This window comes from Granulicella sp. L60 (genome assembly GCF_009765825.1).
In the GTDB taxonomy this organism is placed as follows: Bacteria; Acidobacteriota; Terriglobia; order Terriglobales; family Acidobacteriaceae; genus Edaphobacter.
The window spans coordinates 120,716-142,770 of record NZ_LMUR01000011.1 but is presented as its reverse complement, the minus strand read 5'-3'; the positions used below and the strand labels follow the sequence as shown (position 1 = coordinate 142,770).

Sequence of the window (22,055 nt, the reverse complement as noted above, 5' to 3'; positions counted from 1 at the left end):
GTATTAGTGCCGGTTGGCAGGAGCAAATTCAGCGCAGGAATTGAGGGGCTAAAACCCCAATCCTATCCCTTGCTCAAACCCCATATCGCGCGGAGGCTTAAGCGCTTCGATGACCTGCTTCGGGTTCATCCCCGCATTATGCTCAAGCGACTGCTTCGACTGTGAAATCTCGTTTGCAAGCTCTATTGCGGACGGACGTGCCATCGAGACACCCAACGATTGACCGAGGCGTTCTACATCTGAAGTGACGATTGCAATCCCCTCACGGCCACGCGACGCAGCGACGTAAAACAGCTCCTGCTTCATCACGTCAGCGGAGATGATGACCTGATCGACTGTCTTACCTTGGCTGCGATGTGCCGTGACGGCGTAACCATGCGTGAACTCGCGATAGTTCGTCGGCACGCTCCGCCCGTCTTCCAGATTGATAATCCCTCCCTCGACACTCCGCACGGTCGTTAGCTCACCGTTTGTTGCTCGGAACCCCGGCTCTTTGCGATTGCCCATCAGCAGCAGCTTATCCCCGGCAGCAATTTCAATCTCTGTGCGCTCATACACGGAGAACGATCTTGCCTGTGTGAGACTGACGGACTTATCTTCACCACGCTCGTTCATCGTGTGGATGCTGGAACCCGAAACGCCAGTGACAGTCAACGCCTCATGCTTCTCTATACCGTGTGAGGCACGATGAAACACCAGCACCTGATCGGGTTGATAATTGGAGATGTCCTTCTTCTGCGCTTCAGTCCACTGCAACGGAATATGTCGTTGTAGAGTTTCACCATCACCCAATACAGACCTCTGCTTCAGATCTTCGCGGATCGCCTGCGTGACGCGCCCAATCTCTTCATGTGTGGGCGCAACGACGAGCACCTTGCGACCAGGCTCTGCAGTCATCTCTCGATACACATAGGCCACTGCCTTCGCTCGCTCCGTGTAGGGCACCTCACGGAGGGCTCCCAAGTCTTGGAGCTTGGCAAAGCCTTGATCGGGCGATTGCCGGAAGGTTTCAATAGCCTCTCGATACTCAGGGTTCGATTGGCGCTGGATGCCGGTCAAGGAAACGCTTGTCATCCGCGACTCGCGCTCCAGGATTCGCAAAGCGTCAGAGGACTCCACGCTCTGTATCTGGCGCGTGTCCCCGGAGAACAGAATCCGCGCATCCTCGCGACGGGCCAGATCGAGCAGCCCTTCCATTTGCCGCCCTGAGACCATGCCTGCCTCGTCTACGATCAGCACACTTCCCCGAATGCTCTCCTGTGCAGTCTGGTCCTCAAGCAAACGAGAGATCGTCATCGACGATCCAAAGCCAACCTTCTGCAGTTCTTCGACGGCACTCCGCGTTGGAGCTACAGCCAAGACCTCATGCCCCGCCGCGTGCAAGCCGCGATCAATCTCCTGCAACGTAGCGGTCTTCCCGGTCCCTGCCGCACCGCGCAGATTGACTGCAAAATCTTGGGACGCAAGTATCGTCTCTACGGCGTGACGTTGTTCTAACCGGAGACTCGCCTTCGGCTCAAAGTGATCGTTGCCACCCAGAGCGGGGTAACGATGGATGCCATGATCGACGGCCGCCACCATGCTCCGCTCGCGTTCAAGACTTGTTTGGGTCGCTACATTGCCGCCGACCTGAAGGAGTTTGCTCTGAGCTACTTCAAACTCGTAGCTTCCGCGCAACTCCGCGAGATCGAGCTTGCCCCTGCCATGACGCAGGGCCTCCGTCATAAATTCGTGATCCTTGGAGACAGTCTTCCGCTCGAATAGGTGCTCTTCCGCATGCTGCAGAGATTGGACGGCTGGAGCTATTTCAGGAATGAATGTTTGACTACGCTCGATAGACCGCTCCCGAAGATCGAGCAGGTTTGCGTGCTCCTGCGAGGAGATACGGTCTACCTGCAGGCGATGAACCTCCGCTGAGCTGATCTCATGCAACTTGTCCGGGCGAGATTCCCGCACGAGCACCGCGACCTCGTTGTCCGTAGGTTGCCGCCCATGCTCCGCTGCGAACTGCCGTATTGACTCATCCCGTTGGTCGCTGCGCTGTGAGTACCTTTCCAGCACGTCTCTTGAAATGCCTTTGATCTCGAATCCGTTATCGACTCCCTTTGCGTTCCGCTGACTCTCTATCTCGTATCCCAGCCCGCGCACCTTCCGTGCCAGCTCATTCCGATAGACCTCAGTAATGTAGGCACGGCGCTCATACATTCCCGAGGCCTGGAGTGCCTTCCATCGGCCCTCCACTCCGTCATTACTCAGGTTCGCGGCGACCGCGTGCGTATGGAGTTGCGGATCAAGCTGACGGCTGCTGTCGTGTGTGTACGCCGCGACTACTAGATTTCCCGTCTGACGATCATTGTTCGCGCCATTCAGGCGTACCCGCTCCTAACCATGCTGGACGCCTGCAGCCTCGATCTCAGCGGCTCGCAGGACTTCCTGAGGTTTCGACTTAAGGAGGTCTTTTGGCATTTTGTTGTGGAGGTAGGAGTTCACGCTTCCAAACCAGAACGCTTTCTGCCAATCATCCTTATCTGCAAGGAGACTCAAGACCTTCTCCATAACTGGAAGAGGTCGCGCGCCATCCTTGAACTCCAACGCATAGATCGGGTAGAGGTCAGCTCCCTTATAGGGAACCGCGAAGATCAGTCCCGCCTTCTTCCAGCGATTCGGCTGGGAACTGGGATTGGTCTTGCTGAAGTGTGCGGCGATGGCGATATCGGCGGCCCTCGCAAATTCCTTGCTTTCGACGATGCCCTGAATGGCCTGGGCAAACATCCCGGCCTCAATGAGCCGGTTGGGGCTGAGGGGGACATCGGGGGTAAGGGCCTCGACGAGCGCCTTCCAGCGGTCTTCCTGTTTTGCGTCCAGGAGCATGTCGATCAGCTCGGATGCCTGCCGGAGGGTATCGAACCTGGCTTTAGTGCGTTGATCGTCATCCTTGCCGCTGGAGACAAACACGAGCGCGCGTGCCGCAATGTTCTTGAGACGGGGAGCGATCTCTTGCGCCTCGCCTTCCTGAACATCCCAATGCTGATACCGAGCCGGATTCTTGAGTGCAACAGAAGGCATGTAGGATCCTCCCATGCGATAAAGATTATCATAGTCTATCATAACCGATATCGCGAATGCTCTTCCTGCCGTATTAGATATGGTTGCGTAAACGGCGTTTCTCAGTACGAACCTGCCTTCATCTGGGAAGCAATCCTGCGGCGCGGTAGCTGTCGATCACGCTGTCATAGAGAGCTATATCTGCGCGGCTTCTTGCCATCAGTTGAGCACCCACGATTCCAGAGTAGATAGCACGTGCTCGCTTCTCGGCTTCCTTGGCGCTAACAACCTTAGCAGCAACCAATGTCTTTCTTAGCCACGCAACGTTGACGTCGGCGAAAGCTTGAACTTCCGGCTTCACTACGTCAGGCAGGTCGTCGAATTGCGCAGACATAAAGCTGCAAAGGCAGATGCGATTGTCGTTCTCCAGTGCCCAGCGAAAGGTCTCCGGATAGCGACGCAGTGCGTCCAGCGGTGTGGCGGAGTTCTGCAGCAGAGACTCAAGATAAGCCGCATCATCCTCCCAGTAGCGCTTCGCCAGCGCCGTAGCCAGTTCGGCTTTGCTGGGGAAGTAATAGTAGATACTTGCGGCTTTGATGCCGACCTGTTCAGCCAAATCACGGAAGTTCAATCCTGCATAACCGTGAGCTTGAGCAACAAGCTTCGCGGCAGCCAGAATGTCTTCACGAGCGTTTGCACTCATCACACGCCTCCGCCCACCATCGAAAAAACTCTCTCGATTTATGAATCTACCATGTGGCAGGTAGAATCTCAAGCATGTACCTGCCAAGTGGCAGGTAGAGGGCACACAATGAGCACCGAACTAATTTATTCCGACGCAACGAAGCTGGCCGAGCTGATCCGGACACGCGAGGTCTCCCCGGTCGAAGTCATGAAGGCACACCTCGATCGCATCGAGGTCGTCAACCCGAAGGTGAATGCGATCGTTACGATCGCCGAAGATGCCTTGAAATCCGCACGGGAAGCAGAGGCGGCGGTACACCGAGGAGACGAGTTAGGACCTTTGCACGGTGTGCCATTCACGGTAAAGGATTCGATCGACACAGCAAGGGTGCAGACCCAACGTGGAACGCCGATCTTCAAGGGACGGACGCCCGATACGGATGCGACCAGCGTTGCGCGCCTGAAGAAAGCAGGAGGCATTCTTCTTGCGAAGACCAATCTCCCTGAATTCTCCTACGGGATTGAAAGTGACAACCTACTCACGGGCCGGACGAACAACCCCTGGAATCTGGATCTGACGCCGGGCGGCTCAAGCGGTGGCGAGTCGGCAGCGATTGCAGCGGGCATGTCTCCGCTTGGCCTGGGTACCGACCTTGCGATCTCCCTGCGTGGTCCGGCAGCCCACACCGGCATTGTCTCGCTCAAGGCGACCCACGGACGCGTCCCAATGACGGGCATCTGGCCGCGTGAGCCACGCCGTTTCTGGCATGTGGGCCCGATGGCGCGAAGCATTCGCGATCTATCGTTGGCTTTTTCTCTGCTCGTTGGACCGGATGGACAAGACGGCTACTCCAGCAGCGCCATCCCATTCGATTACGGGATTGGCAGTTCCAACAAGGGTGCGCTTCGTGTGGGCTGGCTGGTGGAGCCCGGCTTTGGCTCCGTCGACCGCGAGGTTGCGGCGACGGTGGAAGCTGCCGCTGAGGCGCTCAAGCAATTCGGACACACCGTCGAGTCCGTGCGCGTACCTGCACTTGAACGCGATTTCGCGCTCGATGTGTTCAGCCGTCTGCATGTCCTCGAGATGAAGCCTGAATTCGTGAAGACGACGACCGGCCGCAGCGAGGATGAAATTGGCGACATGGGCAGGTTCATGCTCTCGCTGCCCGATACGCCGGCGGCGGACTACATCGATGCAGTGCAGGCAGCGGAGCGACTGAAGGATGGTTACGCCGAGTACTTCCAGAAGTACGACGTCTTGCTCACCCCGGTTCTGCCTACTCCTTCCTTCAAGCATGGCCAAAAGGAGTTACTGATAAACGGCCAAACGGTGGACATTATGAACATCATGTCCGCCACATCGCCGTTGAACGTGACCGGTCTGCCGAGCGTTTCAATACGATTCGGCACTAGCCACGATGGGATGCCCATCGGTGTCCAAATCGTCGGCAACTGGCAAGCCGAGTCCGCGATCCTCCACGTTGCGTCACTTCTGGAGCAGGTAAGCCCCGTACGCGATCTACATCCGAACCTGTAAATGCACCAATCACGAGCGAGCAGCCAGCAGGAGCGGACGAACCGCTCCTACTCGTTCGCTCTACTTTGAAGGGTTAGTAACGCGAATCGGCTTGCGTTGACCGGTTCGGAGTTGCGGATAGTTATGCTCCAAATCAGCAGGAATCGATCTTTCAACTGTTAGCTGTGAGGCTGGGGCCCAATTGCTCAAGGCCCAGACGTTGGAGAAAGAGTCAGGTCTGTGAAGTATTGCTTTGCGCGACCATGTTTTTACCCGTGGATCGCGGTCTGGGCCGATGTACTCAGCCAGAAAGTCGAGAAGCCCTTCTACTTTTGGCGTGAGTCGAGACGAACCGGAAAACAGCGCACACAATGTGATCGGTTCCGGCTTCCACAGCGGAAGAATCGGAACAAGCCTACTTCGGTTGTCCGGGTGCTTTGCCATCCACAGCGGCAGGACAGTGATGCCAAGACCGTCGAGAGCAAACGGCAGATTGATGCCGGGATCACTCGTCACGACGTGGAATGCAATGTTTGGACTGACCTCTTTCGATCCGCGGGACAGCTTCCAAGCTCCGGAGCCCGCGCACCGATGAGCGGCGAGTTCGTCGGGATTAGCAGGACTGCCTAATGCGTTCACGTATGCCGGACTCGCGAAGAGCCCCGTGCAGTCCCAGGATAGGACCGGACCCGCCGTACGGAGTCCTTTGGCGCCTTGAGTTTGAAGAACACGTCCACATCTTCACGGGGTTCCTGATCCCAGCCAAAAGAGTACGGCTCAATTTCCATTTTCAAAGACGGAAAGCGGGTGATGAATTCTTTAAGCAAGGGCGCGAGTATCTCGCGGGCCATAGTCAGCGGGCACGCGATCTTGATCGTGCCGCTTGGGTCAGAGCGGCGAACCTCTAGGAATTCCTCCCCATCCGTGAGCGTCCGCAACGCGCGTCTGCAGGCGAGAAGATACTCCCTGCCCGCGTCTGTCAAAATCAATCCTTTCGGACCCTATGCGCCAGAAGTACCCCAAGGTGCTTTTCAAGACGGGTGAGAGATCTGCTTACCGTCGACGCTGGTTGATGCAGCGTCTTCCCGGCAGCGCTCATTGTTCCCGCCTGCGCGGCGATCACAAAAGTCCGGACGTCATTTAAATCAATGTGGTGCGGCATGATGTGTTCCGGCAAGTCACTGATAATAACAGTGCTTCTTTCCTTGGGAAGTCTCAGGTGTCCAAATGTCCGCCAACGAAGGACACCAGATTCCTATTCGCGAACATGCTGCACTCATTGTCATTCATTCGTTGCTCTAGCGCAAAGCAGCTTTGCGTGTATCAGGGCTCCAGAAACTCCAGGTCTCGCATCTGTTCTATAGACGACATACGACGAGCTGCTTTCACCTGATCTCTAGTGAACGACTCGCGCGGAGAACTTAGAGGCAACAACCAGATGTAAACCATTGAGAAAGAGCGAAGAAGATATGAAAGTTTTGGTCACTGGTGCAACGGAAAATGTGGGCTCTTTGGTGGCCGGGGAGCTCTTGAAGCGCGGCGCAGAAGTCCGTGCGTTGATTCGTAAACCCGATGCCGATCATAAGCTGCCAGCAAGCGTTGAGGTGGCCAGCGGCGATTTGCTTGATCCCGTTTCCATAGAGGAAGCGATGAACGGAGTCGACAAGCTGTTCCTGATCAATGCAGTCGTTGCGGATGAGTTGACGCAGGCGCTGATCGCATACGGCATCGCAAAGCGTATCGGTGGTTGCGATGGCCAACAAGCTAGCTCGCACCGCGTGGGCCGTGCTCTCCTGCGGTAACGACTACAGGGCAACAGCTCAGCCAGTCTAGGCGCGAAAAAGACACCTACGGCTTGGAAGCGCTCCGCGCTCCCACTTTTACGCATCACGACGACGAAAGCTCTTCCACGAAGTCTGCATAGGAAAGCAAGGACGAAAGAACAGTCACAACGGCGTGTCCAAAGCCTGATCCTGATAATGGTCTCCAACGACCGCGGCGTTTATAAGGACCGACACGCGCGCATCTCATCATGGCCAGGAGAGACGTTCTCCAACCAAAGGCCGAATACATTTGCGCAGACTTGTCTTCTCGACCAACCTTACCCTTGCAGTCACGCGGCGGACCATACATTATCGAGACTTGCCCGAAAAGCGGGTCTGGTTTAGCAGATTTAGACCGGAAAGTATGACGACCAAGTGCTCTAGCCGGCAAAGGGCAAGTAACGCCAACTCTCATCAAAGGGTTAAGCTTGCCACCATAGCGCGGACAATAAATGCTAAATGAGACGCGGCAAGCCAAAAAGCAGTCTGGTAGACTGCCGAATATGCGATATCAGTGTTTGCGTCTTTTGGGACTTTCTCTCACGTTTTCCTGCGTCCTTTCCATGCCGGTTTTTGGTCAGAAACGGCCTATGGTTATCGATGATCTTGCGAAGCTAATGAACGTTGGTGGGCCTCAGGTTTCACCTGATGGAAAGTGGATCGCCTATACGACATCGCATGTAGATGTTGAGGAAGATAAGAACGTCTCCGAAGTCTGGATGGCGAGCTGGGATGGGTTGCAGGACGTGCAACTTACTTATGGAACGGAGGGAGCGGGATCTCCTCGTTGGAGTCCGGATGGCAAATGGCTCGCTTTCACGTCTTCTCGTCCGGGCAAAGCCAAAGGTTCTCAGGTATGGCTTCTCGACCGACGTGGTGGAGAGGCGCATCAACTGACTGAGGTTAAAGAAGATCTGGAGGACTACAGATGGTCGCCCGACTCAAAACAGTTGCTGCTGACTCTAAAAGCCAAAGATGAACTGGAACCAGAGAAGGGCGCAAAGCCCACACCGCCTAAGCCGATTGTTCTCGACCGCTACCACTTCAAGCAGGACATCCAGGGCTATCTGACTGATAAGCGCAGCAAGATATTTCTCTTTGATGTTTCGACGAAGAAACTGACACGGCTCACCAAAGAAGACAAATACGACGAGCGAGCGGCGGAGTGGTCCCCAGATGGAAGATTTGTCGCATTCGTGAGTGATCAGGAGGGGTCTGATCCCGATCGATCAAATAACTCTGACATTTTCGTGGTTGAGTCCAAGGGTGACTCCGTAATGCGCAAGCTGACGACTTTCAGCGGTCAGGATAGTGGCCCGCTGGCGTGGAGTCCTGATAGTACGAGGATCGCTTATCGACAGGGTATTGCTCCTCGATATTCCATCTATGACATGGAGCGGCCTGCGGTTGTAACTGCTGCTGGCGGTTCGCCCGAGGTTATTGCGGCAACCGCGGCCATGGGTACGGGTCCTGTGGTGTTTGCTGAGGACGGCAAATCGCTGCTTTCCACGATTGGTGAAGATCGCGTGGACTATGTTGCAGAGATTCCGTTGAAAGGTAATGGAATCAAGCGACTTACCGTTGAGAGTGGAGCTGCGGCAGCGCTCTCGACGGCCAATGGCCACGTGGCTTTTGTCTGGACGACGGATCAGAAGGCACCGGAGATCTATGTGCTGGATGGAAAGACCCCGCGCAAATTGACCTCGCATAATGACGCGTTGTTGGCACAGCTGGACTTAGTCCCGGCAGAGGATCTAACGGCGAAGACTTCGGATGGGAATGATGTGCATGGCATGTTGACGATGCCAGTGGGTTATAAGGCGGGGACGAAGGCACCGATGCTGCTTTGGATTCACGGTGGGCCGACGGCTCAGGATGAACACCGATTTGCGCCAGATCGGCAGTTGCTGACGGCTCACGGCTTTGCTGTGTTGCAGGTGAACTATCGCGGAAGCACGGGTCGTGGACACGATTACTCCTTTGCTATCAATGCGGATTGGGGTGATAAAGAGGTTATCGATCTTCTGGCGGCAGTGGATGGGGCGGTTGCTACGGGCAAGATCGACGCTGACCGGATGGGAGTTGGAGGTTGGAGCTATGGCGGCATTTTGACGGACTATACCATCGCTTCGACGACGCGTTTCAAGGCCGCTTCGAGCGGGGCCGGGACGGCTAATCTGCTTGGGATGTATGGGGTGGATCAGTATATCTTGCAGTATGACAACGAGTTAGAGCCACCGTGGAAGAACGTTGCGCCTTATCTCAAGCTGTCGTATCCGTTTCTGCATGCGGACAAGATCACGACTCCTACTCTCTTCATGGGTGGGGATAAGGACTTCAACGTGACGCTGGTTGGCGGCGAGCAGATGTACCAGGCGTTGAAGAGCGTCGGGACGCCCGCGGAGCTTGTGGTGTATCCCGGTCAGTTTCATGGGTTTACACGTCCGAGTTTCGTTCGGGATCGCTACGAGCGGTGGTTCGCATGGTATGACAAGTACCTGGGAATGCCAGTACCGGTGAAGCCTGCTGCTCCGACGGAGCATAAGGCGGAGTAGTTTTTGTACGTTTTTTTGAGCATGGAAGAGGGAGGCTGCGGCCTCCCTTTTCGTTGTTTTATTGGTGTTTTTAGAGGCGGGTGTGGGCGAAGCGTGTTTTTGGCGTGGTAGTTTGCTGGTGAGTTGTGGTGGATAGGGTGGTGAACGTGGTGCGGGAGCTGTCGGTTTTCAGGTGGTGAAGAGTACGCCATGTTTCGCAGGTTTATTTTTCGGGCCGATCGCTTTCGGGTTTGCCAGGTGAACCGCAACAGCAGATCCCTACGGGATGACAACAAGAGAACAGACAACCGCAATAGCAATGACAACGGCAATGGCAATGGCAGATTCCTGCGGATGAGAACGGTGAAGGCAATTCCCTGCTCTATCGGGTTAAAGAAGAAGGAGCGCGGGGCGATGTTCTGCTTGTCCGCGCTCTTTGTTGTTGGGTGAGGTTAGAAGTCGTAGCGCAGGGAGAACTGCATACGACGTACGGGGTTGAGCAGCATGCTGGAGACGCCCAAGGTTCCACCGGAGGTGAGCTGGCCGTTGAAGTTGCCGCCGCCAACATCGAAGCGCATGCTGTTGGTGACGTTGTAGACCTCCCAGGCGAACTTGATCTTGCCGTACTCTCCCAGTCCCCAGGTCTTGTTGAGGCCCGAGTCGAGATCGATGAAGCCGTCGCCGCGGAAGTTGTTGCGCTGACCGGTCTCGCCTGGGTAGGGCAGGCGGATCGGAGTGCCGTTGTTGACGCCGGAGTTGATGGTGGCGTTGGATGTGCCCGCAAAGAACTGCGGCTCTCCGTTCTGATCGAAGTGGCGTTTAATTTTGACGTTGCCGGTGACGACGCCGTAGCCCTCCTGCTGCCAGTCGGTGGTCCAACCGGGCTCGTTGACCGAGAAGGGCAGACCGCTGGTGGTGCGGAAGATTCCGGAGAGCTGCCAGCCGCCGATGAGGGCGTCGACGAAGTTGTTGGAGTTGCCCATGAAAGTTTGACCGTGGCCTACGGGAAGCTGATAGACCCAGTCGACGGTGAGGATGTGGGTGGTGTCGAAGTCGGAGACGCCACGGTTGAGGTAAGGCTTCCAGGTGTTGATGATGCTGCTGGCACCCTGGGCGACGGACGGCGGATTTCCGTTGAACTCGGTGCTGCGTTCGGTGTCGGAGCCGAAGTCGATAGAGCGCGAGTAGGTGTAGCTGATATCGGCCTGGAGGCCGTGGGTCATGGGATGGCGCAGGGTGAATTGACCGGCGTTGTAGTAGCTCATGCCGATGGTGGACTGGGCGTAGAGCGAGGCGAACTGATCCTGCCAGAAGCGGGATACGTGTCCGGCGGGACATCCATAGGAGCAGTAGAAGTCGATGTCAGCCAGGGCGGTGGTTGCTCCGAGGTTGGAGCGATAGGGCGCCCACTCGTTGCAGTAGATAGCCTGCGTCGCAGACTGGTTCGCAGTTGGACAGCTCTTTGTTGTGACGCCTGCCATGTAGGGGAAGACGTGCTCGAAGTACGGGATGGCCGCTACGTTGGCTGCGGAGTTACCGCCGTTCGCATCGACGGCAGCGGAGAGCTGAGCGGCTGCGGAGTAGTAGTCGCCGCTGCCCTGCGGATCGTTGAAGTCAACTGGCTCTGCAAGATCGAGACTCTGGAGGAGGTGACGGCCGAGACGACCGATGTAGGCGGTCTCAACGGTCCATCCCCCCTTGAGCTCACGCTGAACAGAGAGGTCCATGGACTCGGAGTACGGGGTCTTCTGCTTGTTGTCGAGTCCCCAGGTGATGGCGAAGCCGTCCTCCGGGCCGGCGGGAGCGGAGTACGGATAGACCTGGGTTGCTGCCGCGGATCCGTTGCTGAATGGCAGAGCGTTTCTTGAAGTAAAGCGAGGGGCGGTATCCGTAGTCGTGTTGCCGGCTGCGTTGGTTATCTGAGATGAGATACCGAAGGAGCCGTTCTGGGAGAAGATGTTGACCAGGCCCTGACCGTAGTGGTCGTAGTACATGCCGAAGCCGGCGCGGATGGAGGTTTTATTGTCGGGCGAGTAGGCAAGGGCGAAGCGGGGAGCGAAGTTGTCCTTCGCCTTGGGCCAGAAGCCGGGCCTGTTGTAGAAGGGACCGCTGGGAGCGAACTGGAGTTCGGGCTCGGAGATCGTGCCCTGAAGTGCGGCGGTTTCACGTCCGGTGAACCAGTCGTGGGTGTCGATGGTGGGCGAGACCTGCTGACCTTTAGTCTCCCATGGAGTTTGCAGGATAGTGTGGCGGATGCCGAAGGTGAGGGTGAGATTGGGCGTTGGACGCCAGGCGTCCTGCACGAACCACTCGTACTCGTTTGCCTTGAAGTGTCGTTCCAGTGGAGCACCGTCGGCGAGCAGGGTGCCAGTGGTGGCGCTGGTCACCTGGTAGTTGTAACTATTCGTGACCGAGGGAACGGTTCCGACGAGGTTGGCGTAGGCGATGAGATAGGAGTTGCTGAAGCCTCCATCGACGGGGTCGAGGCCGAGGGTGGAGGGATCGGGCGGGTTGCCACCAAGCCAGTAGGGATTGGTGGATCCGCTGTTGAAGGAGGTGTTGTTGGAGGTGCGATTCTGATGGATGAGACGCCAGTTGCCGCCGACTTCGATGGTGTGCTTGCCCTTGCTCCAGGTGAGATTGTCGATGATGTTGTTGACCGGGACACTGACGATGGTGTTTCGGGTTTCTGCGGTGGGAGTGTCGAGGAAGCGGAAGTCGACGTAGTCTCCGGAGCCGACACCCGTGTTGCCGGAGCCTTGCCGCACATAGCCGTAGCGGATGTCGTTGACGATGTTGGGAGAGACGGACCAGGTGTCTCCGAAGGACATGCCCTTGGTGTTATCGACGAGGACGGAGGAGGGGCCCTGGCCTGGGAACTGTTCTACGTTGCCGGTGAAGTCCTTCTGGAAGTTGCCGCGCGCGAAGATGCGGTGCTTCGAGGAGGGGATGTAGTCCAGACGGACAATGGAGGTGTTTAGGCGATTGGGATTGGGCGAAGCGAAGCTATAGGAGCCGGTGTTGAGGCCGTCACCTTCGCTGAAGCCGTTGGCCGCGGGGTAAGAGTTGAGGTAGGCGAGGGCGTTGGGGTTGACACCGGGGCCGGGCGCATAGGCGGGCGTGTTACAGACAGTACAGCCTTGATCGAGGATCGCGAGTTGAGCGGCGGAGATGGACTGATTCTCAGTACCACCGCTTGCGGTGTCTCCCGTGTATTGGACGATTCCCTGCTGATAGGTTGCGGTAGGAACGGTGCGGGTGACCTCGGCGCTCTCTGCGCGGCGGGTGCCTTCGTAGTTGGCGAAGAAGAAGAGCTTGTCCTTGAAGATGGGACCGCCGACGTCGGCACCGAAGATGTTGCGGATGAGCTTACCGGGACGGTTGGGCAGGCCGCTGTTGAGTTGACCGAGCTTGTTGAAGAAGTCGTTGGCGACGGTGATGGTGGGGCGGTTGTACTCGTACGCTGCGCCGTGGAACTTGTTGGTGCCGGATTTGGTGACGAGCGAGACCTGTGCGCCGGAGGAGCGGCCGGAGTCGGCGTTGGCGATGCCGGTGACGACGCGGAACTCTTCGACGGAGTCCTGGGTCATGCGGAGGACGCCGGTGAAGGCGAAGCCGTTGACCTGATCGTTGTCGTCGATGCCGTCGAGGGTGACGTTGCCCTGGTCGGAGCGGCCTCCGTTGACTGCGCCGCTGCGGCTGTCCTGAAGCTGAGGATTGGTCGGCTGGGGAAGGAAGAAGACGCCGGGCTGGAGCGAGAGCAGATCGGGGACGTTGCGGGTTTCGCTGGGGAGCGCCTGGATGGTGGCGTTGTTGGTGGAGTTGCCGAGGGAGGCGTCGGAGTTGTTGAGGGTCTGGGCCTCGGCAGTGACGTTGAGGACCTCGTTGCTGGCCTGCGGCGAGACGGTGAAGTTGACGGTGGCGGGCTGGTTGACGAGCAACTCTGCGATCTTGGACTGATCGCTGAAGCCGGAGGCGTTGACGGTGATGGTGTACTTGGCGGGGAGGAGCTGGAGGAGCTGGTACTCGCCGCTGGGCCTGGAGGTGTCGGTGTAGGTCTCTCCGGTGGCGGGATTGAGGAGGGTGATCTTGGCTCCTCCGACGGTTGCGCCGCTGGGGTCTTTGATGACGCCACGGAGTGAGGTGGTGGCGTTCTGGGCGAAGGCGATTGCCGTGCTCAGAGCCGTTAGCACGAATAGGGTGATTCCCAAATAGCGTCTCATCGAAACCTCCAGAAGTTAGTTCAGAAGAAAGAAGGATCTTGTGCGTTCCGCGAATCAGAAGTTCGTCAGGATGCAGGAATGCAGCGGCTGAGCGACGGGTGCGCCGGTCTTAATATTGATGTCTGATATCTCAGCGGGTAACTTTTTATATAGCAGATGAATTTGCAATGCAAGGATAAAAACGGTACAGAAAAGTAATTCCTGCGGCGGCTGGGTGAACGAGACTTCGTTTGTACAGACGCAGGTTCGGGCGGCCCGCCACAGCTAAAGTAGCTGCGGCAAAAGCGGGAGATAGCGAGAATTTATTCGGCCTTCGAAAAAATATCTATTCGGCTGCGGGCTTGTCTGCTGCCTGTTTGTCCGCTTCCGGTTTATTTGGAGATGTCGAGTCTGGCTGACGGCTCAGATGGTCAAAGTTCAAGATGGCGTTGAAGACCAGGTTGTAGCTGCCTATGGTTTCGCCACGATAGACGGGATTGTTGGCGAAGAGGAGGACGTTGCCGGAGCCGAGATGGGCGTCGACGACGATGGCGTGTTCGGCGATGGATGCACCCTTGTCGAGAAGACCAGAGAGGAGCAGATGCTTCTCGTCGTTGAAGCGAAGGATGACCTGAGGCTTGTAGGGCTCGGGGATGGCCTGCAGGTTGTTGCGGAGTTGGTCTTCGTTGAGGAACTTCGGCTCCCAGGGATGCTGCTTGGGGGGAATCTGGGGGTCGACGTTGGAGCGGCCCTGTGGGATGTCGGCGTCGTCGGGACCGCCGCGGCCGGTGGGCCGGTGAGCGTAGGGGTCCATGAGGATACGCATGCGATCGCGCGCGACGGTGTTGCTGATGTTGAAGACCATGCCGTTTGCGCTCATGACGGGAAGGTCGTTGGCGTATCCGTTTGCGATGGGGCTTGAGGGAGTGACGAAGACGCTGGCGAGAACGCTGCCGACGACGCGGGCGTCTGTGGCAGAGACTGCGGTGACACCGGGAGCGAGGCCGGTTTCGGTGGCGAACTGCGCGGTGTCTTCACAGGTGATGAGGAGGCCACCACTTTGAACGAAGGACTTCAGGTGATCGACGCCGTTGTAGCCGAGGCCGGGGCGGGTGTCGGCGGTTTGATCGAGCAGGCCGAGGTTGGGCGTGAGCTCGGACTTCTGCCAAGGCAATGGGTTGCCCCACATGGGAAGGCCGTCAACGATATCCTGCGTGGAGGTGTGGCCGACCGGGGCGAAGATGATGACGTCATACTTGCTGCGCAGGTCGGAGTCGGATGAGACGGTCTGGGTGTTGATGTAGCTGTAGGGTATGCCTGCTTTGTCGAAGGCGAGACGCCACCAGCCTTCTGTCTGGGTTGCGAGCCAGGTGTGCATGAAGGCGATGCGTGGAGCGTGAACGGTGTGCGCGGTGACGGAGGGCGCTGCGTCGAGGCGGACGGCGTTCAGTACGAACTTATGGAACGCGGTGTTGATGGTGGACTCGTCGGCCTGGGTGATGAGGAGAGAGCCTGAGGCGAAGTGAGTGCCGGCGGCGTCGAATGGTTTATCGGCTACGTCGATGTGTGCGCTCTTGAGTTGATAGAGGAGCGCGAGGAGTGAGGTCTGTCCGGTGTTTGCGATGGCATAGATGGAGCCGGAGCCGCTGGTGTGGCCCGCGGCGGCATCGAGGTCTGTGACCGGTGTCATCTTTGCGTGGAGGATTGCGCCGTCAGTGAGACGCGTCGCTTTGACGTTGAAGAGCTGACTGAACGACCAGCCGGTGTCGTCGTAGGGATGTTTCTGCGGATCGTCGGGAGCCCAGTATTGCTTGTCGAGAAGTGCGTCGGCGATGCGGGAGAAGGGTTGATCGAGACGGATGACGTAGCTGCCGGTGGGAAAGGTCTGGGTGGTGGCGGGATCTCCGCGCTTGGCTGGGGGGACGGGGCTTGTGACTACGTCGGAGAGCTGCTGGATTTCGACGTGCTGGAGCTTGAGGACTTTGAGCAGTTGTATCTGGCGATTCAGCTCTGCAGCGTCCGCGGGAAAGACGTAGGCGGATGGGCCTTCGAGGGTAGGTTTCTGAATCGAGCGCTTGCTCTTGGTGTAGTAGTTTTCGAGGAAGTGATGGGTGTTGTGAGAGAAGTAGGAGAGGGTGGTGAGGAGCGCGGTCTGCTCGTAGTTATTGTTGTCGCGCTGCGACCAGATGACGGTGGATGGTGGAGGATTCTGGCGGTACCAGGTGCGTGAGTACTCCTCGGGAGTTAATATGCGCTTTTCGGTGTCGGCTCCGCCGTTGCCGAATGTCTCGTAGAGGCGGCTGATTCCGTTGTGGAGACCGGCGAGGAACATGAGGTAGCCGGGGCTCCAGGTATCGAAGTCGCCGTGCGTGAAGGCACCTGGCATGCCGAGGGTCTGCATCTGCGCGACGTTGTTCCATCCGAGTTCGGCCCATTCATCGGCGAGGGTGGGATCGATCCAGGCGTTGTAGGGGCCATCTCCGACGGTGTTGTCGTACAGGAATGGAACGGACTCGTGGAGGTCGTGCAGGACCTGCGCGTGCCAGCCGAGGTAGGTGTTCAGGATGTTGTTGGTGAGGTTGAGGGTCATGCCCATGGCGTCGCGGTTGTTGTCGTGCGCGACGTAGTGGCCCCAGTAGGTGAGGCGCGGCCAATTCTCGCCGGGGTGCGCCTTATGCCATCTGTAGGTGTCGACCATGCGATCGCGTCCGTCGACTTCTACGACAGGCGTGATGAGAACGATCATGTGCGAGCGGATGTACTTGATGTAGGGCGAGTCGTCGACGGCGAGACGGTATGCGAGTTCCATGAGCGCTGTTGGAGCGCCGGTCTCTGTCGAGTGGATGGTGCCGGTGATGTAGTAGACGGGGTAGGACTGGTTGATGAGCGACTGCGCGGTGCTGTCGCTAAGGCCGATGGTGCGTGGGTCGGCGAGCTTGGCTAGACGCTCGTCGTTTTCTTTTTGCGTCTTCAGAAGAGACTCATCCGCGATGGCGACGGCGATCATCTCCCTGCCCTCTTCGCTGTGGCCGATGCTGACGACTTTGACGCGGGGAGATGATTTTTCTAATGACCGAAAGTACTTGTACACATCTTCGGCGTAGGGGAGCATGTTGGGTGCGCCGGAGACGTCGCCGAGCACGCTGGCGGGTGTGGGGACGTTCGGAGATGCGGGAAGGTAGCTGACGAGAGGTGAGCTGAAGTTGGGGCTGGTGGTGTACTTCTGAATGCTCTCGGTGTAGGACTTATCAATCGGTTGTTTCGCGTCTCTTGCGAAGTTCTCATTGAGCGCAGTCTGAGCCATGGCGCCACTACAGGCGACGAACAGAAGTGACAGGGAGGAGAGCTGAAGGATCGACGGTCTCATGAAACCTTTCGGTACACCTGGAGTAATAGTGAAACTGTGGAACGATGCGGCAAACCTGTCGCGCGGCCATTGCGTGCAAACGTGGAGCAGACTCGGTGTTGCTTATTGATGTCTAGGGCTTGTTAGGCTCTACTTTACCTGCGAATGCATCGCTGATGAAGTGGAGCATGTGATCGCGAGCGATGATTCCATGCCAAGGCTCGGTGCTGGGCATGCCGGAGAAGTTGCCACCGAGTGCGGCGTGGTCTTCACGCGGGAAGAGAATCATCTGGACGGGAACGCCCTCCTGCCGAAGAGCGCGGTACATCTCCTTCGATTGACCGTCGGGGTCCGTGGTGTCGGTCTGGCCCTGGAGGAGCAGGAACGGGGTCTTGGCGTGTTGGGCGTAAGCAAGCGGGCTCTGCCGCCATGCACTTTCGAAGTGACGCCATGGCTCGCCGGTGAACCAGCGATCGCCGTAGGAGTCTGACTCGGTTCCATATTCGCTGAACTGATCGATGACGGGCGCACCGCTAACGATGGCTTTGAATCGTGTGGTCTTGCCTTCTACGAATCCTGCCATCTCGCCGCCGTAGCTGTAGCCGATCAAGGCCATGCGGTCGCCATCGAGCGGCTCCGTGCGGAGCACTTCGTCGATGCCTGCCATGATGTCGAGATAATCGCCGTTGCCCATGTCGTCTTTGTTGGCGGCCTCGAAGGCGATTCCCTGCCCTGTGCTACCGCGCGGGTTTGTGACGAAGACGGCCCAGCCCTGGCCTACGAGAAGATTGGTGAGCGGCGAGTAGGTATCCACGAACTGTCCTGTGGGACCGCCGTGGACGTTGACTATAAGCGGCACATGGGCGGTTGTGGCCTGAGGCGGAAGATAGAGGAGGCCTTCGATGGTGAATCCGGCACGCTTCCACGAGACGTACTTTGAGGCGACTGCTTTCCAGTCGGATGGGGTCGTGTCCGGTTGGGTGAGACGCTTGCCGGGTTGATCGAGTGCGATGGTCATGTAGACGGCGGGAGCTGAGGTGCTTGCGCTTCCCGTGTAGACCCACGCCTTCTCCTGCTTGTCCTGGCGGAAGTTGGAGATGACGGGTAGGCCGAAGTCGAGGAGCTTGGTCTTTGCGGTTTCAAGATCGACCTGCGCGATGGTTCGCTTCATGCCGCGGGTGGCACCGATGAGAGCGGTGCGGTCGCTGTTGTCAACGATAAGCGTGTCGTTCTGCAGGGTGATGTCGGTGGCGTTCTCGGTCAGGTTGTGCAGCTTCGCGCCGGTGATGTCAAAGGTGAAGAGATCGGTGCATCCCTCTGGTGCATCTTTCTTGCACTGTGCGAATAGGGCGATCCGGTCGCTGTGGTGCAGCCATACTGCTCGTCGGGTGGTCTCTGGAAGTCCGTCGATTCGCTTCTGCTCGGAGGGATTGCTTGCCGTCACGATCCAGCCGGTGGTGCTTGGACCGAGGTCGCGCAGGCGTGTGTGCGTCAACACGAGGAGCTTGTCGGACTGAGGAGCCCAGGCGACGGCGTCGATATCGGTGAGCGTTGGAACCTCGGTTGGCTTCCAGGTCTTGGTGTCGAGAAGATAGAGATGATGTTTTAGGTCCTGATGCTCGACCCAGACGACGTCTTTCTTGTCTTTGTTGTCGCGTGTGCGGGCGGCGGGCTCGGGGTCTGCTGCGATGACAGCGACCGTAGAGCCGTCGGGTGAGATGGAGAAGGAGACGACATCGACTGCGGCTGCTGGATCGCCGGTGGCAGGAACTCGCTCGAGTTTGGTTTGGACGGCTTCGCCGCCATCGAGGGGGAGCCGGCTGAGGGTCGACTTGCCGCTATTGCGGGAGAGAAACAGGATGGCGCTGTTGTCGGGGAGATACTCGGGTAAGCGCTCGCCCATGGATTCGCCCTGGCTGAAGGTGAGTTGACGGTAGGGCGTGCCGTCTGTGTGGAGCAGCCAGAGGTGAGTTTTGCCGCCCTGTGCGGTGCTGTCCTGCATGACGGCGACGACGCTTTTGAGATCGGGCGAGAGTTGGGGAGTTGAGATGCTGGTCAGGTTGCGAAGATCGTCGTTCGATGGAAAGTGTTGCTCTGCAACGAGTGGCGCGGCCGAGACGGCCAATAGAATAACTGCGCCATAGAGACTGCTTCTCATGCCCAACTCCTTGTTCCCTTGCGAAGTGTTCGTGTATCTCGATGAACCGCTGCTATTGTTCGTGAGCAGCGACAGGCATAGTGATGTGAGCGTGCTATGGAGTCTTCGTCAGCGTCTCGGTTGCTGGAGATGCGACGATGGTGTTGTTTTCGGTCGAGTGAGCTGAGGGCGGGACGGCAGGTTGATCCAAAGGCATCGGTGGATCTTTGTAGACGTATAAGGCGTTGAACAGATAGCGATACGTGCCGTGGGCCTGGGCGCGCTGCTGGGGCTTGAAGCCGTAGAGCAGGATGCGTCCGCTGCCAAAGGAGAGCTGTAGTGCGGCGTCTTTGTCGTGGAGAACTTCGCTGTGCTGAATCATTCCACTCTCCAGTGGATCGGCCTCCTTGGCGTACTTCGCCAGAACGGCTCCTTTGAAGCCGGGGAGAGTTTCGAACGCGGGTCCTCGCTCGAACATGACGACGGGTGATGCGGGAACACCATAGTTGACGGGCATGTCGGGCTGCTGCATCTCTACGCGAAGCAAGGAGCCGGCGCAGAAGAACTTCTCACTCGGAACGCCTTGTAGAACGTTGCGAACAGGAAGAGACATGAGTGGAATCAGGCTGGCTGCAGTGCGGTTGAAGGCGATGAGTGTGCCTCCGGCACGTACGAACTCGCGAAGATTGTTGAGGCCGTCACGCTCGATGCCGCCTGCATACTGTCCGGGCACCGATCCTGTCTGGAAGCCCTCCATCAACTGTTCGGAGCTCATATCAGGAAGGATGATGACATCGTATCGGCTGTTAAGACCTGCTGAGCGCATATCGGCGTTGTAGATGCTCTTGGGCTCGTAGTTGTAGTTTTCGAGGATCCAGCGCGTCCATCCTTCGTCGATGGACGGATCCCACGGACGATAGAGGCCGACTCGCGCTTTTTTGATTGGGACGACATGGGTGGGTACTGATGGGATCGATACGGCACCGATGGAGAACTTGGTGGCGAGGTCACTGACGACGGAGCGGCTGACTCCGCTGACGATGAACGCGCCCTTCTCTGTTCCTTCCGCAGTGTTCAATGCGTCGGAGGCCATCGCAACGGTTCCGCCCTGGGCGAGCACGGCGTTGACGAGCTGGAACGAAGCGTTCGGTTTGTGGCTTACGGCGAAGACCGATCCGGCGCCTGCAACGTGAGCATCGGGAAGGGTGATGCGATCGACCTTGGACATCAGGGCGCGCTGGTCCTGCGGGAGAGGATCGAGAAGCGTGTCTACGGACACACCCATCTGCAGTGGGAGGGTCCATCCGGTGATGTCGTAGGGCAAGTGCGCTCCGGGGGCGGTCGATCCTGTAGCAGCGACTGGGTAGACCTGGCGTTCGAAGAGTTCCTTCGCCATGGCGGCGTAGGGCTGATCCATCGGGATGACCCACGATCCGGCGGGATAGTCGATGCCGTTGGCGTGGAATCCAGGCTTCGACTGGTAGACGTCGAGGCCGTTGTCGATCATCTTCTGGGCTAAGAGGCCAGCCTCGGGAACATCGGCCTGGCTATCGCTGATGACGTACGCGAAGGGAGGCTCGGTGCGGTGGATGCTGTCGCGTGCGGACTGATACCGATTGAAGAGGAGGGTCTCGCGGTTCTTGGCCGCCAGATCAAGCACGGACATGGAGCCGCCGACCATGTAGTCGACTGCGTCGTGCAAGCGCCACCACCCGCCGTCCCAGGGCGTGGTGTACATGCTGAGTGCGCGCAGATCCTGGTACTCCTTGGGGAACTCGTCGACGGTGTAGAAGCGGGGCGTCGCGTACTTATAGAGCGCCGTTTCAGTGAAGAACGAGATCTCTCCGCGGAAGACGCCCGCCCAGTCGGTGAAGCCTGCGTACCAGTTATCGAAGCGGGTTTCGGAGATGGCTCCCGGCATGTGGTGCTGGTCAAGATAAGCCGCCATGTTGGTGCCGATGGTGTTGAGCCAGCTACGCACATAGGGGCTGATGTTGCTTGAGATCGGATCCGCGAAAGGGGGAATCCAGATGCGTGCCGGGAAGGGAGCGGTTTGGTGCTGGCAGTAGAAGATGACGGGGCTGTACTCCAGCTCGGTCTGGGTGACGACCTTCTCTTCCTTCATGTTCATCATGAAGCCGTCGCGATTGTTGTCGTGGCCTACGTAGTCCTGATAGAGCCAGGGCATGGGGGCGACCTCGTACTTGGTGCCCACATTTTGCCTGTACCATGACACGACCATGTCCTGCCCGTCGGGGTTCAGGGTGGGCCAGAGCACGAGGATGACGTTGTTCAGGATGGCGTCGATCTCAGGATCGTTCTTCGCGGAGAGAAGCTTGTAAGCCAGTGCGATGGAGTGCTGTCCGCCTGCGACTTCTGACGAGTGCAGTCCGCCGTCGATGTGGACGATGACCTTTGAGTCTCTTGCAAGCTGATGCGCCTGTTCGTCGTTCAGATCTTTCGCTGTGGCGAGTCGCCGGGCGGTGTTTTTATATTCGTCGAGCCTTGCCAGATTTTCCGGCGAAGAGATGACGCCGACCTCGATGTCGCGTCCCTCGGAGCTCTTGCCCACGGTGAACATCTTCATTCGATCGGAGCTTGCGGCAAGTGCGTGAAAATACTTGACTGCATCTTCGTAGTTGGCGAGGTAGAAGTCCTCGCCAGGGGTGTGTCCAAGCACCGATGCCGGAGTGGGCACCTGCGCAAAGATGGGAACTGCAAAGAGGGGCAAACAGCTAAAAAAGATACACCAGTGCCGGATATGTCCT

General features: G+C 58.0%; 12 protein-coding genes and 1 pseudogene. 3 read left to right on the top strand and 10 right to left on the bottom strand.

What is annotated here, in order from left to right:
* Positions 1-48 precede the first annotated feature (48 nt).
* The 3 genes from mobF to GSQ82_RS06870 form a co-directional block, all read right to left on the bottom strand.
* Positions 49-2,370, bottom strand: coding sequence for a MobF family relaxase (mobF, locus tag GSQ82_RS06880; protein WP_254061480.1), 2,322 nt, complete (start codon positions 2,368-2,370; stop codon positions 49-51).
* 12 nt (positions 2,371-2,382) lie between these two features.
* Positions 2,383-3,066 (bottom strand): hypothetical protein, encoded by a 684-nt coding sequence (locus GSQ82_RS06875; protein ID WP_158791559.1) that lies wholly within the window; start codon positions 3,064-3,066, stop codon positions 2,383-2,385.
* A gap of 118 nt (positions 3,067-3,184) precedes the next feature.
* Positions 3,185-3,748 carry a TetR/AcrR family transcriptional regulator gene (locus GSQ82_RS06870; protein ID WP_158791558.1) on the bottom strand — a complete coding sequence of 188 codons (564 nt, stop codon included), beginning with the start codon at positions 3,746-3,748 and terminating at the stop codon, positions 3,185-3,187.
* Between the two features lie 108 nt (positions 3,749-3,856).
* On the opposite strand from GSQ82_RS06870, the gene GSQ82_RS06865 reads away from it, so the two are divergent.
* The gene (locus GSQ82_RS06865; RefSeq protein ID WP_158791557.1) at positions 3,857-5,266 is read left to right on the top strand and encodes an amidase; all 1,410 of its coding nucleotides are present in this window, start codon (positions 3,857-3,859) and stop codon (positions 5,264-5,266) included.
* Positions 5,267-5,326: 60 nt separating this feature from the next.
* Here GSQ82_RS06865 and GSQ82_RS06860 read toward each other — a convergent pair.
* The 3 genes and pseudogenes from GSQ82_RS06860 to GSQ82_RS25610 all read right to left on the bottom strand — a co-directional run.
* Positions 5,327-5,893, bottom strand: a pseudogene (locus tag GSQ82_RS06860) (LysR substrate-binding domain-containing protein); the annotation flags it as partial.
* The gene (locus GSQ82_RS25615) at positions 5,881-6,183 is read right to left on the bottom strand and encodes a LysR substrate-binding domain-containing protein (RefSeq protein WP_371417177.1); all 303 of its coding nucleotides are present in this window, start codon (positions 6,181-6,183) and stop codon (positions 5,881-5,883) included. The gene GSQ82_RS25615 and the pseudogene GSQ82_RS06860, both read right to left, overlap by 13 nt.
* Positions 6,184-6,230: 47 nt before the next feature.
* Positions 6,231-6,407: a LysR family transcriptional regulator gene (locus GSQ82_RS25610; RefSeq protein ID WP_158791554.1), complete on the bottom strand. Its 177-nt coding sequence runs from the start codon at positions 6,405-6,407 to the stop codon at positions 6,231-6,233.
* 307 nt (positions 6,408-6,714) lie between these two features.
* Here GSQ82_RS25610 and GSQ82_RS06850 point away from each other — a divergent pair, with 307 nt between their 5' ends.
* On the top strand, positions 6,715-7,047 hold the full coding sequence (locus tag GSQ82_RS06850; protein WP_158791552.1) for an NAD(P)H-binding protein: 333 nt from the start codon (positions 6,715-6,717) through the stop codon (positions 7,045-7,047).
* Positions 7,048-7,658: 611 nt separating this feature from the next.
* Entirely contained in the window at positions 7,659-9,623 is a 1,965-nt protein-coding gene (locus GSQ82_RS06845) for a S9 family peptidase (protein WP_158791550.1), read from the top strand.
* Positions 9,624-10,054: 431 nt separating this feature from the next.
* Here GSQ82_RS06845 and GSQ82_RS06840 read toward each other — a convergent pair whose 3' ends face one another.
* The 4 genes from GSQ82_RS06840 to GSQ82_RS06825 all read right to left on the bottom strand — a co-directional run bounded on the left by GSQ82_RS06840 (position 10,055) and on the right by GSQ82_RS06825 (position 22,018).
* Entirely contained in the window at positions 10,055-13,825 is a 3,771-nt protein-coding gene (locus GSQ82_RS06840) for a carboxypeptidase-like regulatory domain-containing protein (protein ID WP_158791548.1), read from the bottom strand.
* Positions 13,826-14,150: 325 nt separating this feature from the next.
* Positions 14,151-17,171, bottom strand: a complete 3,021-nt coding sequence (locus GSQ82_RS06835; RefSeq protein WP_158791546.1) for a M14 family zinc carboxypeptidase — start codon at positions 17,169-17,171, stop codon at positions 14,151-14,153.
* A 112-nt stretch (positions 17,172-17,283) separates the two neighbouring features.
* Positions 17,284-19,308 (bottom strand): prolyl oligopeptidase family serine peptidase, encoded by a 2,025-nt coding sequence (locus GSQ82_RS06830; protein ID WP_158791544.1) that lies wholly within the window; start codon positions 19,306-19,308, stop codon positions 17,284-17,286.
* A gap of 94 nt (positions 19,309-19,402) precedes the next feature.
* A complete protein-coding gene (locus GSQ82_RS06825) occupies positions 19,403-22,018 on the bottom strand; it encodes a M14 metallopeptidase family protein (RefSeq protein WP_216847035.1) in 2,616 nt (871 codons plus the stop codon).
* Positions 22,019-22,055 lie beyond the last annotated feature (37 nt).